Annotated in this window: 17 protein-coding genes; 9 read left to right on the top strand and 8 right to left on the bottom strand. The window is 64.3% G+C overall.

All coding sequences use genetic code 11. The annotated features are described in order from the left end of the window. Window positions 1-27 precede the first annotated feature (27 nt). Together NKI64_RS01295 and NKI64_RS01300 are read left to right on the top strand one after the other, a co-directional pair. Window positions 28-2,616, top strand: a complete 2,589-nt coding sequence (locus NKI64_RS01295) for a TIGR02302 family protein (protein ID WP_352666252.1) — start codon at window positions 28-30, stop codon at window positions 2,614-2,616. A gap of 41 nt (window positions 2,617-2,657) precedes the next feature. After that, entirely contained in the window at window positions 2,658-3,029 is a 372-nt protein-coding gene (locus tag NKI64_RS01300) for a glyoxalase superfamily protein (protein ID WP_352543167.1), read from the top strand. On the opposite strand, the gene NKI64_RS01305 is transcribed toward NKI64_RS01300, so the two are convergent. Beyond that, on the bottom strand, window positions 3,026-3,889 hold the full coding sequence (locus NKI64_RS01305; protein WP_352666254.1) for a LysR family transcriptional regulator: 864 nt from the start codon (window positions 3,887-3,889) through the stop codon (window positions 3,026-3,028). The two genes, NKI64_RS01300 and NKI64_RS01305, sit on opposite strands and share 4 nt — an antisense overlap. 226 nt (window positions 3,890-4,115) lie before the next feature. On the opposite strand from NKI64_RS01305, the gene NKI64_RS01310 reads away from it, so the two are divergent. Continuing rightward, complete coding sequence (locus tag NKI64_RS01310) at window positions 4,116-5,066, top strand: DMT family transporter (protein WP_023804532.1); 951 nt, start codon at window positions 4,116-4,118, stop codon at window positions 5,064-5,066. Between the two features lie 6 nt (window positions 5,067-5,072). Here the strand turns inward: NKI64_RS01310 and NKI64_RS01315 are convergent, their stop codons facing one another. The 3 genes from NKI64_RS01315 to NKI64_RS01325 form a co-directional block, all read right to left on the bottom strand. Beyond that, a complete protein-coding gene (locus tag NKI64_RS01315; protein WP_023698715.1) occupies window positions 5,073-5,444 on the bottom strand; it encodes a response regulator in 372 nt (123 codons plus the stop codon). Window positions 5,445-5,508: 64 nt separating this feature from the next. Continuing rightward, the gene (gene hpt / locus NKI64_RS01320; RefSeq protein WP_023673315.1) at window positions 5,509-6,051 is read right to left on the bottom strand and encodes a hypoxanthine phosphoribosyltransferase; all 543 of its coding nucleotides are present in this window, start codon (window positions 6,049-6,051) and stop codon (window positions 5,509-5,511) included. 23 nt (window positions 6,052-6,074) lie between these two features. Continuing rightward, window positions 6,075-6,710 carry a hypothetical protein gene (locus NKI64_RS01325; protein WP_023685343.1) on the bottom strand — a complete coding sequence of 212 codons (636 nt, stop codon included), beginning with the start codon at window positions 6,708-6,710 and terminating at the stop codon, window positions 6,075-6,077. A gap of 180 nt (window positions 6,711-6,890) precedes the next feature. On the opposite strand from NKI64_RS01325, the gene ftsE reads away from it, so the two are divergent. The 3 genes from ftsE to NKI64_RS01340 all read left to right on the top strand — a co-directional run bounded on the left by ftsE (window position 6,891) and on the right by NKI64_RS01340 (window position 9,385). Further along, entirely contained in the window at window positions 6,891-7,550 is a 660-nt protein-coding gene (ftsE, locus tag NKI64_RS01330; protein WP_023685344.1) for a cell division ATP-binding protein FtsE, read from the top strand. Beyond that, entirely contained in the window at window positions 7,543-8,532 is a 990-nt protein-coding gene (locus tag NKI64_RS01335) for a cell division protein FtsX (RefSeq protein WP_023673312.1), read from the top strand. Before ftsE ends, NKI64_RS01335 begins: the two co-directional genes overlap by 8 nt. Before the next feature lie 133 nt (window positions 8,533-8,665). Further along, window positions 8,666-9,385 (top strand): YdcF family protein, encoded by a 720-nt coding sequence (locus NKI64_RS01340; RefSeq protein ID WP_023673311.1) that lies wholly within the window; start codon window positions 8,666-8,668, stop codon window positions 9,383-9,385. A 92-nt stretch (window positions 9,386-9,477) separates the two neighbouring features. Here NKI64_RS01340 and NKI64_RS01345 read toward each other — a convergent pair whose 3' ends face one another. After that, entirely contained in the window at window positions 9,478-10,110 is a 633-nt protein-coding gene (locus NKI64_RS01345; protein WP_023673310.1) for a pyridoxamine 5'-phosphate oxidase family protein, read from the bottom strand. Between the two features lie 114 nt (window positions 10,111-10,224). On the opposite strand from NKI64_RS01345, the gene NKI64_RS01350 reads away from it, so the two are divergent. Next, window positions 10,225-11,130 carry a LysR family transcriptional regulator gene (locus NKI64_RS01350; RefSeq protein ID WP_023698716.1) on the top strand — a complete coding sequence of 302 codons (906 nt, stop codon included), beginning with the start codon at window positions 10,225-10,227 and terminating at the stop codon, window positions 11,128-11,130. 115 nt (window positions 11,131-11,245) lie between these two features. Continuing rightward, window positions 11,246-12,055 (top strand): lysophospholipid acyltransferase family protein, encoded by an 810-nt coding sequence (locus tag NKI64_RS01355; RefSeq protein WP_023673308.1) that lies wholly within the window; start codon window positions 11,246-11,248, stop codon window positions 12,053-12,055. A gap of 69 nt (window positions 12,056-12,124) precedes the next feature. Here NKI64_RS01355 and NKI64_RS01360 read toward each other — a convergent pair whose 3' ends face one another. From NKI64_RS01360 to NKI64_RS01370, 3 genes are all read right to left on the bottom strand, one after another. Then, complete coding sequence (locus tag NKI64_RS01360) at window positions 12,125-12,751, bottom strand: LysE family translocator (protein ID WP_023698717.1); 627 nt, start codon at window positions 12,749-12,751, stop codon at window positions 12,125-12,127. Window positions 12,752-12,834: 83 nt separating this feature from the next. Continuing rightward, window positions 12,835-13,782, bottom strand: a complete 948-nt coding sequence (locus NKI64_RS01365) for an aldo/keto reductase (RefSeq protein WP_023698718.1) — start codon at window positions 13,780-13,782, stop codon at window positions 12,835-12,837. A gap of 165 nt (window positions 13,783-13,947) precedes the next feature. Further along, complete coding sequence (locus NKI64_RS01370; protein ID WP_023698719.1) at window positions 13,948-14,481, bottom strand: gamma-glutamylcyclotransferase; 534 nt, start codon at window positions 14,479-14,481, stop codon at window positions 13,948-13,950. Window positions 14,482-14,605: 124 nt separating this feature from the next. On the opposite strand from NKI64_RS01370, the gene NKI64_RS01375 reads away from it, so the two are divergent. Continuing rightward, entirely contained in the window at window positions 14,606-15,604 is a 999-nt protein-coding gene (locus NKI64_RS01375; protein WP_023731074.1) for a DUF2125 domain-containing protein, read from the top strand. Window positions 15,605-15,645: the final 41 nt, after the last annotated feature.

A 15,645-nucleotide genomic window follows, 5' to 3' on the forward strand; every position in this document is an offset into this window, starting at 1 on the left:
GCTATCCCGCCCGGGCAGGAAGGGCCAATGACGGAACGCCCCATTTCCAGTGGCGATCGCAGCCTGGCCGGGCGGCTTGCCCTGAGCCGGCTGGCGACACGGGTCTCGATGACGGTCGAGCGCGGCTGGCCGCTGCTTCTGCCGCTGCTCATCATCGCCAGCCTGTTTCTCAGCCTCTCCTGGCTCGGCCTTTTCCCCCGGCTGCCTGACATTGCGCGCATTATCCTGGTCACTGCGTTCGGTATTGCCACGCTGGCGGCGCTCTATCCGATGCGTTTCTTCAAGCTTCCATCCGCCGCTGAAATCGACCGCCGTATCGAGGCCGCCAACCAGCTGCAGCACAGCCCGGTGCTGGTGCAGACCGACCGTCCCAGCGGCAAGGAAAGCATCTTTTCCCAGGCGTTGTGGCGCGAACACCAAAAGCGCATGGCCGACAAGCTCGGCAGCCTTGGCGCCGACCTGCCGCGTACCCGCGTGCCGGAGCGCGATCCGTGGGCATTGCGTGCCGTGGCGGCGCTGCTGTTGGTCACCGCTTTTGCCTTTTCCTTCGGACCGTCCGGCGGCAGGCTGTCCGATGGTTTCAGTGCCCATGCGGCGCGCGACATCGTACCGCCGCGCATCGATGCCTGGGTGACCCCGCCGGCCTATACCGGCAAGCCGCCCATCTTCTTGACCGCGCCAGTCATCGATGGCAACGCCAAGCAGGCGGTTGCCACCTTCACCGTGCCGCAAGGCAGCGACGTCTCGCTGCGCGTGACCGGCGGCTCCGGCGAGGAAACGCTAAGCTTTGCCGACAAGGGCGGCAATGCTCGCGCCATCGACCCGTCGGGACCACAGGTGGCGGCCGTCAAGGCAGCGGCGGTCAACCCCGCGACCCCCAAGCTGCGCCAGTTCACCGGCAAGCTGACCGCCGACGGGACACTGACGCTGAAGTCGGGCGAAGCCGATCTCGGTCGCTGGGCCTTCGCGGTGATCCCCGACAAGCCGCCGACGATCCGCTTCGTCGGCGAGCCCAAGCGCGCCGTCAACGGCGCCTTCGAGCTCAACTACCAAATCGACGACGACTATGGCGCGGCCACCGCCAAGGCGGTTTTCGCGCTGGCCGATCCGGCGGCGCCCGATGCGCATCCGCTCTACGGCCCGCCTGACCTGCCGCTGGCGCTGCCGCGCCGCGGCGGCAAGGCGAACGCCGCCAAGACCACCAAGGACCTCACCGAGCACGTCTGGGCCGGCGCCAGCATCAAGCTGTCGCTTGTGGCCACCGACGATGCCGGACACACCGCGACCAGCGAAACCAAGACTATTGTGATGCCGGAGCGGCCCTTCGCCAACCCGGTGGCGCGGGCGGTGGTCGAGCAGCGCCGCCTGCTGGCGCTCGACGCCAATGCCAAGCCGCGCGTGCTCGACCTGATGGACGCCATCACGTTGCGGCCCGAGGACACGTTCGACAACATGTCGCATTACCTCGCCATCATGAGCGCCCGCAGCCGGCTGAAGATGTCGGACAGCGACGATCAGTTGCGCAACGAGGTTGCCTATCTCTGGGAAATCGCGCTCGGCATCGAGGAAGGCAATCTCTCGTCCGCCGAAAAGCGGCTCCGCCAGGCCCAGCAGGCGCTGCAGGACGCCATCAAGCGCGGCGCCAGCGACGAAGAGATCGAAAAGGCGATGAAGGAACTGCGCGAGGCGATGAACGAATTCCTGCAGGAATTCGCCGAGCGCGCCAAGCAGAACCCGAACGCGCCGCAGGTGCAGCAGAATGGTCGCGAGCTGCGTCACAGTGATATCGACCGCATGATGGACCAGATCGAGAACCTGGCGAAGTCGGGCGACCGCGACAAGGCGCAGGAGCTGCTGTCGCAGCTGGAAAACATGATGAACAACCTGCAGGCCGGCCGTCAGCAGCAGGGCGGCGAGCAGGACAGCGAGATGCGCCAGCAGATGGACAAGCTGGGCGAGATCATGCGCCGCCAGCAGGAGATGATGAACGACACCTACCGCATGGACCAGATGCAGCGCGGAGATAATCAGCAGCCCGGCGAAGGCAATGGCGACGACCCGGACCAGCCGGGCGTCGGCAAGGATCGCGATCCTCTCGCCCGGCCGAAGTCGATGACACCGCAGGAATTCGCCGATGCGATGAAGCAGTTGCAGGAAGGCCAGGGCCAGTTGCAGAGCGAACTCGACAAGCTGAAGAAGGGCCTGGAAGGCATGGGCATGCAACCCAATGAGGGGTTTGGCGACGCTGGCAAATCCATGGGCAATGCCGAAAAGTCGCTTGGCGAAGGCGAAGGCGACCAGGCAGTCGGCCACCAGGGTCGCGCGCTGGAAGCGCTGCGCAAGGGCGCCAAGGAGATGATGAAGCAGCTGCAGGCGATGCAGGGGGACCAGGGTGGCAGCCAGGAAGGCGGCCGCCAACAGGACGCCGGCCGCGATCCGCTGGGCCGGCCGCGCGCCAGCCGCGGACCCGATTTCGGCGATTCGGTGAAGGTACCCGACGAGATCGACGTGCAGCGCGCCCGCCAGATTCTCGAAGCGATTCGCAAGCGGCTCGGCAACGCGCTCAGCCCCGACATCGAGCGCAGCTACCTCGAGCGGCTGCTGGAGCTGAAGTAGCCTCCAAGGCAACATCCGTCGAACTGAATGGTATCAGCGCCATGCCGAAACTCGGTGCCGTCACGCCCATCCTGCGCATCTTCGACATCGCCAAGGCACGCGAATTCTATGTCGACTTTCTCGGCTTCAAGGTCGAGTTCGAGCACCGCTTCGACGACAATGCGCCGCTCTATATGGGTGTAATCCGCGACGGCTGTGTCCTGCATCTGAGCGAACATCATGGCGACGGCGCGCCGGGTATAGCCGTGCGCATCAAGGTCGAGGACATCGCGGCATTGCACCGCGAACTGATCGGCAAGAGATACCGCTACGCCCGGCCGGGCCTCGAAACCACGTCGTGGCAGACCCGTGAAGTGTCGGTCGGCGACCCCTTCGGCAATCGCCTGCATTTCTACGAGGATGCAACAGACTAAGCCGGCCGGTTGACGAACGCCTCGCGGATCGCCTCCTGCATGCCGTCGATAGCTTCGCCTGAGGCATTTGGGCTACGGTGCATCACCACATTCGAGGAATCGATATGGCCGAACCCGTCAGCGGCGGTGAGTTCACGACAGCCATCCGGAATATTGCTGTGCGAGATCGGCGCGATCGCCAGGCCAGAGGTGACGGCGAGCTTCAGGCCGCCGGTGGTGTCGCTGGTATAGGCGACACGGTAGGCCAGCCCACGCTGCTCCAGCGATTTGATGGCAAAGTCCTTGCACCAGCCGGCCCGGTTGTAGAGCGCGATCGGCACCGGCCGCTCCTCATGCATGTGATGCAGGCTCGATGTCACCCACACGGTCGGATCGTGCATCAGCACCTCGCCGCCGGAAGGATCCTGCCATTCGAACACCACGGCGAGGTCGAGTTCACCGGCCACCAACGCTGCCAGCTGGGCGCCCGAATGTGCATAGCGCACGGTGACCTCGACCTTGGTGTGACGCTTCGAGAAGGCGCCGAGCGCGCGCGACAGGATGGCGTGACCATATTCCTCGGGAATGCCGATGCGCACAGGCCCGCCAAGCGGTGCCGCCGCCATCGATGCCGCCGTCTCGTCGAGCAGAGAGACGATGCGGCGGGCATTGACGATCAGCTCGCCGCCACGGCGCGTCAGCGCCACGCCGCGCGAGCCGCGTTCGAACAGGCTGTCGCCGACCAGCTCCTCGAGCTTCTTCATCTGCATCGACACCGCCGACTGGGTGCGCCCGGCCTGCTCCGCCGCCCGGGTGAAATTGCCCGCTTCGGCAATGGCGACGAAGGTGCGCAGGAGATCGCTGTCGAGGGGTGGCCGCATCGAATCCGTCATAAGCAAATTTGATCGCTGGTATCATTCCAATTCGTTTGCAACATGTCAAACGCCGCAGCATAGTCCGCTCGCCCATTGGATATGCCGCCGCGAAATCGGCTGCGGACCAATCAAAGAGTCCTCACTCATACCCGCTGCCCGAAACGGTGGCGGGTTCTTTTTACCCCATGGCCGGGCGGCTGCGGGCAGTTAAGGCAAGGGCCGGCAGAACAACATGCGCAACCGGATCGTTCTCGGCATCATCAGCCTCTGCCTTGGCGTGCTGGTGTTCTCGCTCCAGGACCCGCTGGTCAAGGCGGTGTCGGCCGGCTATCCCGTGACCGAGGTGATGTGGATCCGCTCGATCGTCGCTTTGCCGATCCTGATCTTTCTCGTTCGCGCCGACGTCGGCCTGCGGGCCATCGCCTCGAAGCGGTTCGGCCTGCTGACGATACGCGCCTTCATCCAGTTCTCCTCCTATACGGTTTACTATCTGGCCATCGCTGCCTTGCCGCTCGCCGACGCGGTGGCGCTCTATTTCATGGCGCCGCTGTTCATCATGGCGATGGCCGGGCCCTATCTCGGCGAGCGCGTCTCCTGGCAGGCTCTCGCCACCGTGCTGACCGGCATGCTGGGCGTGGTCGTGATGCTGCGCCCGGGCGCCGGCCTGTTCGACTGGGCGGCGCTGCTTTCGTTGGGCTCGGCTTTGCTCTACGGCTTTTCACAGCTGATGGCGCGCAAGATCGGCGACACCGAATCCTCCACCGTCATGGCCTTCTACCAGAACGGCGCCTATCTGGTCGGCGCCGCTGCGGTTGCCGGCACATTCTGGCTTGCCGGCATAACCCATGCTGTCCACCCCAGCCTCGAATTCCTGGTGCGGCCGTGGGTCTGGCCGACGACCCCGGATTTCCTCAAGATGGCGGCCTGCGGCTTCGTCGCTTCGGCCGGCATGATTCTGCTGTCGCAGGCCTACAGGCTGGCGCCCGCCAACCGCGTCGCCACCTTCGAATACACCGGCATCATCTGGTCGCCGCTGTGGGGCTTCCTGTTCTTCGACGAGGTGCCGCGCTCGACCACTGCCATCGGTGCGGCGCTGATCATCGGCGCCGGTCTGCTGGCGCTCAACACCGAACGGCGCCGGAGCGCTGCGCCTGTCCTCGCCGCGTCTCAGGATGTCGCCTGAAGCGTGTCAGGCGAAGCAGGCGAGCGCCTGGTCGACCCGCGAGCGGATTTCAGCCAGCGTGAAAGGCTTTTGCACGACGTCGATAATGACGCCGTTCAATTCCTCGGCGCGCTCGCGCTGGTCGGCATAGCCGGTCATCAGCAGGATCTTCATGTCAGGGAAAAGCTTGGCTGCGGCGATCGCCATCTCGATGCCGTCCATTTCCGGCATGCGGATATCGGAGACGACGAGGTCGTAACCGCCGCCTGCAGCACTGACCATCGCCAGCCCCTGCGCGCCGTCGGCGGCGATATCGATCGAGTGCCCGGCGCGTTCGAGCGCGCGGGCGGCGAGGGTGCGGACGGACTCATCGTCCTCGACGATCAGAAGCTTTGCCATGGGCCGGAATTTGGCGGGCAAAAGTTGACTTTTTCTGAAAATTTGAAGCGTCGGGGGCCTTTTCTCAGGCATCGCCTTTGACGACACCGACAAACGGCAGTTCGCGAAAAGCGTGAGCGACGTCCATGCCGTAGCCGACGACGAAGTAATCGGGACAGTCGAAGCCGACATAGTCGGCGTTCAGCTCGGTCTGGCGGCGCATGCGCTTGTCCAACAGCACCGCGATGGCGCAGCTTTTGGCGCCGCGCGACAGCATCAGGTTGCGGGTGAAGGAGAGCGTCTTGCCCGACTCCAGGATATCGTCGATCAGCAGCACGTCGCGGCCGGCGACCTCATTGTCGATGTCGCGCAGCACCCTCACCTCGCCGCTGGTGGTGCCGGCGCCATAGCTGGAAATGAAGATGAACTCGACCTCCGGCGACAGCCCGACATCGTGCATGGCGCGGATCAGATCGGCGGCGAAGATGAACGAGCCCTTCAGCACCGAAATCACCAGCAGGTCGTGATAGTCGTGCTCGGCGATCTCCTTGGCGAGTTCGAGATTGCGCCGCGCGATCGCGGACGCCGAAAACAGGACCTCGATGTCCTTGCCGCGCACAACTGGCATCAACAACCTTTCCAGAGAACCGACTAGCCGGCGAAGGTGACCGCCACGGCCTTGACGCCGTTTCTAGGCACATCGAGGCGGCTGGAAAAGCCGAATCTTTCGCCGGGCGCCAGAGAACGGTTGGATGTCCCCAGAGTATAACGGGTGATGCGGCTGTCATTGCCGGTGACACGTATCTCCAGCGGCGGCAATTGTCCCGCCTTCAAACCGTCATTGACGGCCTCGCCATCCACGAACAGCACCGGGGCGGGTCCTGAGGCGTCGACACGCGACGTGACGCCGGCAATGCTGAGTACGGCGCCCTCCGGCTGTTCGACTGACCAGAACGGCGTCTGGCGCACCAGCGCGTGGCCACCCGAGACCCAGAAGGCGGCAAGCGCCGCACCGATGCCGGCAATCCAGAAGATCGGCCCGCCACGCGATGCCGGCCGCCCGGCTGACGCATCTGATTTGCGCAGCATCTCCATGCCTTCCATCGACGGCGTCGCGATGTCGCGCGCCGGCGTCGGCATGGCTTCTATCAGTGGGATCAGCTGCGGCAGCACCTCATAATCCGCATCGACGATGTCGGTCGCCACAGGCCGCGATTCCGGTGCGACACTTGTCCCGGTCATGATTTCGCCGGAAACCGGGCGCGCGGTTCGTTGCTCAGCCATCATGGCCCCGCTGTTGCCTCTTCGTTTCTTTTGCGTAAATGGAAATGGTTAACGCTTCCCCACCGGAACCCTTGTGACGCACTCAAAAACAGCGAAAATTAACCGACGGTTAACCATGGCGGCCGATGGTCGTTGGACAGAAAGGGCTGGCACGCCGCCGCCACACACCTCAGGTCGTCGCACGTGATCCGCTTCGAAAATGTCGGCCTCCGCTATGGCATGGGTCCGGAAATCCTCCGCGACATCTCCCTGCACATTCCGGAGAGCTCCTTCCAGTTCCTGAGCGGGCCCTCCGGCGCCGGCAAGACGACGCTGCTGCGCCTTCTGTTCATGTCGCTGAAGCCGACACGCGGGCTGATCACCATCTTCGGCAAGGACCGCTCGCGCATCTCGCGCGCTGAACTGCCGCATCTCAGGCGCCGCATCGGCGTGGTGTTCCAGGATTTCCGCCTGCTCGACCACATGACCACCTATGAGAATGTCGCTCTGCCGCTGCGCGTGCGCGGCCGCGAGGAAGCGAGCTACCGCACCGACGTCACCGAACTTTTGAAATGGGTTGGCCTGGGCGAGCGCATGCATGTGCTGCCGCCGGTCCTTTCGGGTGGCGAAAAGCAGCGCGCGGCAATCGCCCGGGCCTTGATCGAACAGCCCGAAATCCTGCTTGCCGACGAGCCGACCGGCAATGTCGACCCGCCGCTGGCGCGCCGGTTGCTCAGGCTGTTCATTGAGCTCAACCGGCTCGGCACCGCGGTGGTGATCGCCACTCACGATCTCGGCCTGATGGAGCAGGTCGACGCGCGCCGCATGATCCTGGCCGGCGGAAGGCTGGATATTTATGACTGAGCTATCGGCCGAACAGCTGCATGAAGACGCCGCCGAGCCCGCAACGACGACGCAGCGCGTCCAGCGCCGCATGGCGCCGATCGTGCCGGCGCAGAATATTGCCGGCCGCGCCTTGGTGCTGGTCATCGCCATCATGACCTTCCTGTCCTGCCTGACTTTCGGCGCCGTCACGCTGGTGCGCGACACTGCCTCGGTCTGGGAAAACCAGATCTCGCGCGAGGCGACGATTCAGATCAAGCCGGTCGACGGCCTCGACATGGAGGCAGCCCTTGCCCAGGCCTCGCAGATCGTCGGCGAATTCCCCGGCGTAAAGGAAACCCGGATCATCGATCGCGACGCCACCGCGCGCCTTTTGGAGCCATGGCTGGGCTCGGGCCTGAATATCGACGAATTGCCGGTGCCGCGCCTGATCATCGTCACCATCGACGAGACCAGCCCGCCCGACTTCAGCGCCATCCGTGCGGCGCTCACGCCCAAGCTGCCGAGTGCTTCGCTCGACGATCACCGTACATGGGTCGACCGGCTGGTCGCCATGGCCCGCACCACGGTCACCATCGGCATCGCCGTGCTGGTCCTGATGCTGTCGGCGACGGTGCTGACCGTAGTGTTTGCGACGCGCGGCGCCATGGCGGGTAACGGCCATATCATCGAAGTGCTGCATTTCGTCGGCGCCGAGGCGCGCTTCATCGCGCGCGAATTCCGCTGGCATTTCCTGGTCACCGGGATGAAGGGCGCAGCCGCCGGCGGCGCAGCCGCGATCCTGGTTTTCATCGTCTTTTCCTGGTGGTCGTCGCGCAACATGGCAACGCCGCAGGCCGACCAGGCCACCGCTTTGTTCGGCAATTTCGCCATCGGATCGGCAGGCTATCTCGGCGTCGGCCTGATGGTGCTGGTGATCGGCGGACTGACGGCGGCGACCTCGCACGCCACCGTCGTCGCCTATCTCAGCGACATCGATGTCCGCCAGCCGGATGCGGGGTGACCCGTGAGGGCAGAAGCGAAAACAGTTCGGGGGCAAGGACAGGAATGGAAGGGACGATCACGGATCGAAAACCGACGTAACGCAATGTGCGCTTTTTTCCTTACCAAAAAGGCATTTCAGGATTAACCATAGGATGATGAACGCGCGGGAGTCGACCGGAACGGCTGGACAGATGCCAGTGGTGCGTTTGCGTGTGCGTACCGGGCTGGGCCGTTTGCGCACCGCCCTGCGTCTCGCCTCCCTCTGTCTACTGCTGCTGGTGGCCCTGTTTGCCGGTGGCTTCGGCTGGTTCGCCAGCAAGGTCAGCCACATGACGACCCCGACCAACCCGGCCAAGGCCGATGCGATCATCGTCTTGACCGGCGGTCAGGCCCGCCTCGACGCAGCACTCGATCTGCTTGCCTCCGGCAAGGGCGAGCGGCTGCTGATCTCAGGCGTGCATCCCTCTGCCAGCCGCCGCCAATTGCAGGCTGCTACCGGCGGCGACAAGGCGCTGTTTTCCTGCTGTGTCGACATCGACCGCGCCGCGCTCGACACGATCGGCAATGCCGAGGAAAGCGCTAAATGGGTGGAGAGCCACGCCTATGGCAGCGTCATCCTCGTCACCAACAATTACCACATGCCGCGCAGCCTGCTCGAGATGGGCCGCCTGCTGCATGGCGCCAGGCTTGAACCCTATCCGGTGGTCAACACCAATCTGGACAATGGCGACTGGCTGACCAAGCCGGAAGCGCTACGCGTGCTTCTGACCGAATACAGCAAATACCTGCTGGCGCTTGCGCGCGGCGTCGTTCCGGTCCGCCAGACTGCCGACAGCGTCGCACTGGCCGAGGTTTCGACCGCCAAGGACTAAAGCAATTCCAGGAAAAGTGTGTAGCGGTTTTCCCGGGAAAAGCACGTACGCTTTCCCTTGGGAATTGGACAGACGACTCTGACGGCGCTCGATTACCCCTTGGCCGTGCCGTCTTCCGCGCCACGCAGCCGCGCAATCTCCTGTTCGAGGCTTTCAATCCGCTTGTCGCGTTCGGCGAGTGCGGCCGCGACATCGGCGGCCTCGAATCGCTGCGGAATGTGTTGCGGGCAATTGGCATCCCAGGCCGAGACGGTGAACAAGATGACCTGCTCGGGGCGCGCCTTGTAGTCCTGCGGCATCAGCCTTGCCAGAAGCTCGGCATCGTCCTCGACGACGCGCGCCGTGCCCCAGATCTTGACGCGCTGGCGATGCGCATAGTCGATCAGGAACAGGAATGCCTGGTTGTTGTCGGCGAGATTCCCCTGCGTGATGAACTGCCTGTTCCCGGAGAAATCGGCAAAGCCGATGGTCTTCTCGTCCAGCACCTTGAGGAAGCCGGCTGGCCCGCCGCGATGCTGGATGTAGGGCTGACCCTCGCCATTTGCCGTCGACAGGAAGACGCTGGTCTGCGCCGCGATGAAGTCGGCGAGGTCGGGCGTCATATGGGCGCGCCATCCGCCGCGCTCCTCGGCGCTGGCATAGCCCTTGCGCGAACCTTTGCGGGTCTGGATCGCCTTGACCGTCGGCGTGAAGGCGACATCGCTGGTGAAAGTATGAGCATTCATGGAAGCCTCCGCGAGGCCGAAACACGGCCATTGTACGCGAAGAGGTAGATCCTTCCATGTTTTGGATGTAGATGGCATAGTTGCAAGCTATCCTTCCAATTTCCGGAAGAAAGTATGGATCGTCTCGAAGCCATGTCGCTGTTCGTCGCCGCGGTGGAAGCGGGCAGCCTTTCTGCTGCCGGCCGCCATTTCGGCATTCCACTGGCAACGGTCAGCCGCAAGGTTTCCGACCTCGAAAAGCACCTTCAGGCGCGCCTGCTGAACCGTTCGACCCGGCAGCTCACGCTGACCGATGCCGGCCAGGCCTATCTCGCCGCCTGCCGCCGCATCCTCGGCGAGGTCGGCGAAGCCGAACGCACCGCTGCCGGCGAATACAGCACGCCGACCGGCGACCTGTTCATCACCGCGCCGGTCGTCTTTGGTCGCTTGCACGTGCTGCCTGTCGTCACCGAATTCCTGGCGGCTTATCCTCAAGTCAACATTCGCCTGACGCTGGCTGACCGGATAACCCAACTGGCGGAGGAACATCTCGACCTTGCCATCCGCATCGGCGAGCTTGCGCCTTCGAGCCTCATTGCCATCCGCGTCGGCGCGATCCGTCGCGTCGTGTGCGCCAGCCCCGCCTATATCGCCGCGCATGGCATGCCGCGGACGCCGGACGATCTGGCCGCGCATGAATGCATCAGTTTCGAGGGGCCTTCCGCTCTCGCCAGCTGGAGCTTTGCCGGCGACAAGGGCGAACTGATCGTGCCGATCCGCTCACGGCTGCGCGTCAACACGGCGGAAGCTGCAATCGATGCCGCGATTGCAGGCGCCGGGATGACGCGGGTGCTCTCCTACCAGATCGCGGACGCAGTACGTTCCGGCGTGCTCGTCCCGGTCTTGCGGCCCTTAGAGCCGCAGCCATGGCCGGTGAGCCTCGTCCATGCCGGCCAAGGCCTGCTGGCGGTGAAACTCAGGGCGTTCCTCGATTTCGCCGCTCCGCGGCTGAAGCAGCGGCTATTGCAGGCGACGTGGTGAGTTGAGACTGGCTTGAGTCAGTGGCGAGCCGGCCTATGTCAGGCCATTGCGGCGTTTCCTTTTTGCCCGCGCTTGGTGTAACCAACGCACACCTCCTCAACGGGCCCTTCCCCGCATGCTCTATATCCGCTCGCTGGCGTTCAACTTCGTCTTCTATGTCAATCTGATCGTCCAGATGGTCCTCTGGACCCCTTACTACTTCCTCTCGCCACGCCATCGCGCCTGGTTCGTGCCGAAATTCTGGTCGCGCACCAGCCTGTGGCTCTACGACAAGATCGCCGGCACCAGGAGCGACATCACCGGCGTCGAGAACCTGCCGGAGGGCTCTTTCATCCTGGCGCCGAAACACCAGTCGTTTTGGGACGCGATCGCTTTCTTTCCGTTCCTCCACGACCCGCTTTATATCCTGAAGCGCGAGCTGACCTGGATCCCCTTCTTCGGCTGGTACATCCTGAAGATGCGGATGATCCCGGTTCACCGCGGCAGCCGCTCCAAGGCGTTGAAGCAGGTCGTTGCATCGACAAAGCAGGAGATGGGGCGCAATCCGCGCCAGCTGATTATCTACCCCGAAGGCACGCGCCGAGCGCCAGGCGACGAGCCGGCTTACAAATACGGCATTGTCGAGCTCTATACGCAGCTTGGCGTCCCGGTGGTACCGGTCGCCCATGTCGCCGGCCTCTACTGGCCGCGCCGCAAATTCCTGCGCTTTCCCGGTACCATCAAGGCCCGCTTCCTGCCGCCGATTCCGCCCGGGCTCGGCAAGGACGAATTCATGGACCGGCTGATCGGCGATACGGAAGCCGCCTGCGACCAGCTGCTAATCGAGGCATCGCAGGCTCCTAACCCGCCGCAAATGCCGCCGACGGCGGTCAAGCGGCTGGCCGAACTCGCCGCGGCCGCCAAAGCAATTCCAGGAAAAGTGTGAGCGGTTTTTTCCGTCCTGAATCGCGCCAAAACAAAAAAGACCAAAGCTTGATCTCTTCTGCGGGCCGGCTCAAGGCCACGCCGCCAGCGCCGTGGTCAGCACCAGCGTCGCCGCGAAGGCCAGATTGATGATCCGCGACGCCAGCGGCTGGCGCAGGGTGCGGGCGAAGGCCGCGCCGGCCAGCAGCCACAGCACATGGATGGCTACGATCATCAGGGTGAGAACCGCCAGCCTGGCCGGGATGCCGAGAGCATCGGCGCCGGCTGCGGTCGCGGAGCCAGCAAGGACCGCAGCAATCGCCACATAGGCTTTCGGGTTGGCAACGGCGAGCAGGAAGCCGCCGAGGAAGGTCGGCAGAACCGCGCTGCTGTCACGCGCGGCCAGCGGCGGCGCTGTCGCTATTCTGTAGGCGAGGTAGAGAATATAGGCGGCGGAAGCGACCGCCAGCACCGGCGCTACGCCCGGCATCGAGGTAAGGATAGCCTTGATGCCGGTGGCCACCACCAGCAGCACCGCGACGGTGCCTAAAATGATCCCCGATGTGTAGTGAAGCGAATTGCGCAGGCCGAAGGCGGCCCCTATCGCCGTGACGCTGATCGTCGCCGGGCCAGGACTGCCCATGACGACGGTTGCCGCCAGCACCAGCGCCAGCAATTGCTGCCAGGGCTGCGCCTGCGAAAGAATGTCTGCGGCCATGCTGCCTCTTCTCCACAATAATGGAGAGCAGTGTGGCGAGGCGGACAGCCGTCGTCTTGAACGATCGTGCCGAAGCTGCGCGGCTAGGCGCTGGCCTTGTCCAGCGCCACGAGATCCTCCGCGCTGAGCTTCAGCGATGCGGCGCGCGCCAGGCTGTCGACCTGGTCCAGCGTCGTGGCGCTGGCGATCGGCGCGGTGATGCCGGGCTGCGCCATCACCCAGGCGAGTGCCACTTCCGCCTGCTTGGCCGAATGGCGCGCCGCGACGGTGTCGAGTGCGGCCAGAATGCGCATGCCGCGCGCATTGAGATAAGCCTTCACGCCGCCGCCGCGTTCACTTTTGCCGAGATCGGCCTCGCTACGGTATTTGCCGCTCAAAAACCCCTTGGCGAGACTGAAATAGGTGATGACGCCGATATCCTCGGCCACGCACAGATCATGCAGCGGCCCGTCGAAGGATGAGCGGTCGTAGAGATTGTATTCCGGCTGCAGCACGCTGTAGCGCGGCAGCCCGCGCAGGCTGGCAACATCGAGCGCGGCGCGCAGCTGGCCGGCGTCAAGATTCGAGGCGCCGATATGGCGGACCTTGCCGGCAGCGAGCAGCTTCTGGTAGGCGCCGAGCGTCTCCTCATAAGGGGTTGTCGGGTCCGGCCAATGCGAGAGATAAAGGTCGATCACATCGGTCTGCAGTCGCTTGAGCGACGCCTCGACTGCCCTTTCGATATGGGCAGCGGACAGATCCTTCTTGCCTTGTCCCATATCCGAGCCGACTTTGGTGATGACGATGATCTTGTCACGGTTGCCGCGGCTTTTCATCCATTTGCCGATGATGGTCTCGGACTCGCCGCCCGCGTGGCCGGGCACCCAGCGCGAATAGGCATCGGCGGTATCGATAGCGTTGAGGCCGGCGTCGCCGAACCGGTCGAGCAGGTCGAAGGAGGTCTTCTCGTCCGCGGTCCAGCCGAAGACATTGCCGCCCAGGACCAGCGGCGCGATGGAAAGGTCGGTTTGACCGAGACGGCGTTTTTGCAAGACGGGGCTCCGTGGGGCTGGCGGCGGGCGACCCGAATGCTTCGGGCCGCAGCTAAGCTAGGTCTCGCCGCGCCGAGGTCAAAGGCCTCAGCCAATTTTTCCAGCGGGCCAGCGCTTCACAAAGGCGCGAGAGCTTCGCCTGCAGGCTCGCCGTGGTCTACTGGCTCACGAGGCGATCCGCTTCGCCACCTCTTCCAGCCAGTGGTCGCTGATACCCAGCGCCGCGAGATGCTGCAGCGTGTTGAGCACATAGTCCTCGTTGTTTCCGGACTGGCCGACGGCGCCACGGATAACACCTGCCGCATGCGCGGGGTCGAGCCCGCCGGCATACTGCTCATGCTGGCGGTCGACGATATAGGCGACCGCTTTCACTCTCTCTCCCGCGGCCGCCCCATTCCCGTCGAGGCTGACATCGAGCACACGCTCGAGGTAGACGCTGGTCACCAATTCGCGCTCGCGCAGATAGGTCAGCACCTCATCGCGCAGCTCGCCGGGCACGCGAAAGGCCAGCCCGATGCAGGAGCCGCCACGGTCGAGGCCTAGCACCAGGCCCGGCCGCTGGCGCGTGCCGCGATGCACGAAGGAATAGACGCACAGCGACCGGCGGTAGCCGTAAAGCCGCGCGCGCCGTGTCTCGACATGGGCGAATCCCGGTCGCCAGATCAGCGAGCCGTAGCCAAAAACCCAAAAATCGCCCATATCGCCAAGCCTGATTGCACGAGAGTGACGCCGCCGCATCGGAATCGGTGCTCTTCTGTTCTTTTTGCTTGTTGCGTAAGCCACAGTCCACCCGCAACACGCCCGCGTTAATGAAAGCCGCAGCATGACGTCAAGTGACGAGCGTCCGTCGAAGTTTCGCCACCGGCTGATGTGGCTCGCTGCCTTGGTCGTTATGCTGTTCGGCGCCTACAGCGCGGTCTGGTTCTATGTCGCCGGTCGCGTCAGCAGCGAAGCCGACAAGGCGGTGGCCTCGCTCAAGGACAAAGGCATCGAGGCCGGCTGCGCCAACCTCACCGTCAGCGGCTACCCCCTGCGTTTTGCCATCTCCTGTGACAATCTGGCTTACGAGGACGACGCCAGGAACGTTGCCGCCTCGGCAGGCAGCTTCAACTTCGTTGCAGAACTCATCCGGCCTTTGTCGCCCGCCGCCGAGTTGCGCGGGCCACTGCGGACCTCGGTGCCCGGGATGGCGCCGCTATGGATCGATTGGGACAATCTGCAGGCCAATGCCAAGCTCTCCTGGCCCTTGCCACGCAGCATTTCGCTGCAGGCCGAGAGCTTGTCCGGCCAGACCGATCCGGCCGACGACACCGACCCGGTTTCACTGTTCAGCGCCGGAACGGCGGCGGGCGAGTTGCGGCCGGACGGTCAGGACCTTGGCTATACCGGAAGCTTCACCGATCTTGAGATCGACGCCGACGCGATCGGCGGGCGCGTGCTGCCGCCGCTCGACGGCAGCGGCGACGCGACGCTGAAGAACGGCGTCGCGCTGATGAAGACGCAGGCCAGGAGCCTGCGCGGCCAGGCGGTCGGCATCCACAAGCTCGATCTGTCGTCGGGAACCGCGCGCATCACCGTCTCCGGCCCGGTGTCGGTCGACGCCAACGGCCAGGTCAATGCCGACCTGACGATCAAGCTGCAGGATCCCAAAGCCGTGGCGGCAATCCTCGCCACCGCAATCCCCGAGCAGAAGAGCCAGATCGAGCAAGGCTTTGCCGGTCTGGCGCTGCTCGGCAACGAACCGTCGATGCCGCTCAAGGTGGTGAAGGGCAAGGTCTCGCTCGGCTTCATTCCGCTGGGCAAGATCAAGCCGCTCGATTAGAGCAATTCCAGGAAAAGTGTGAGCAGTTTTCCGTCCGGAAT

Source organism: Mesorhizobium sp. M0478, assembly GCF_040321305.1.
Classification (GTDB): domain Bacteria; phylum Pseudomonadota; class Alphaproteobacteria; order Rhizobiales; family Rhizobiaceae; genus Mesorhizobium.

What these genes read in the sequence shown, in the direction of transcription:
- NKI64_RS01295 (WP_352666252.1), top strand. Translation starts at nt 28, where the DNA reads ATGACGGAACGCCCCATTTCCAGTGGCGATCGCAGCCTGGCCGGGCGG.
- NKI64_RS01305 (WP_352666254.1), bottom strand. Translation starts at nt 3,889, where the DNA reads ATGCGGCCACCCCTCGACAGCGATCTCCTGCGCACCTTCGTCGCCATT.
- NKI64_RS01360 (WP_023698717.1), bottom strand. Translation starts at nt 12,751, where the DNA reads ATGGCCGCAGACATTCTTTCGCAGGCGCAGCCCTGGCAGCAATTGCTG.
- NKI64_RS01300 (WP_352543167.1), top strand. Translation starts at nt 2,658, where the DNA reads ATGCCGAAACTCGGTGCCGTCACGCCCATCCTGCGCATCTTCGACATC.
- NKI64_RS01340 (WP_023673311.1), top strand. Translation starts at nt 8,666, where the DNA reads ATGATGAACGCGCGGGAGTCGACCGGAACGGCTGGACAGATGCCAGTG.
- NKI64_RS01350 (WP_023698716.1), top strand. Translation starts at nt 10,225, where the DNA reads ATGGATCGTCTCGAAGCCATGTCGCTGTTCGTCGCCGCGGTGGAAGCG.
- NKI64_RS01325 (WP_023685343.1), bottom strand. Translation starts at nt 6,710, where the DNA reads ATGATGGCTGAGCAACGAACCGCGCGCCCGGTTTCCGGCGAAATCATG.
- NKI64_RS01345 (WP_023673310.1), bottom strand. Translation starts at nt 10,110, where the DNA reads ATGAATGCTCATACTTTCACCAGCGATGTCGCCTTCACGCCGACGGTC.
- NKI64_RS01310 (WP_023804532.1), top strand. Translation starts at nt 4,116, where the DNA reads ATGCGCAACCGGATCGTTCTCGGCATCATCAGCCTCTGCCTTGGCGTG.
- NKI64_RS01355 (WP_023673308.1), top strand. Translation starts at nt 11,246, where the DNA reads ATGCTCTATATCCGCTCGCTGGCGTTCAACTTCGTCTTCTATGTCAAT.
- hpt (WP_023673315.1), bottom strand. Translation starts at nt 6,051, where the DNA reads ATGCCAGTTGTGCGCGGCAAGGACATCGAGGTCCTGTTTTCGGCGTCC.
- NKI64_RS01375 (WP_023731074.1), top strand. Translation starts at nt 14,606, where the DNA reads ATGACGTCAAGTGACGAGCGTCCGTCGAAGTTTCGCCACCGGCTGATG.
- NKI64_RS01335 (WP_023673312.1), top strand. Translation starts at nt 7,543, where the DNA reads ATGACTGAGCTATCGGCCGAACAGCTGCATGAAGACGCCGCCGAGCCC.
- NKI64_RS01370 (WP_023698719.1), bottom strand. Translation starts at nt 14,481, where the DNA reads ATGGGCGATTTTTGGGTTTTTGGCTACGGCTCGCTGATCTGGCGACCG.
- NKI64_RS01315 (WP_023698715.1), bottom strand. Translation starts at nt 5,444, where the DNA reads ATGGCAAAGCTTCTGATCGTCGAGGACGATGAGTCCGTCCGCACCCTC.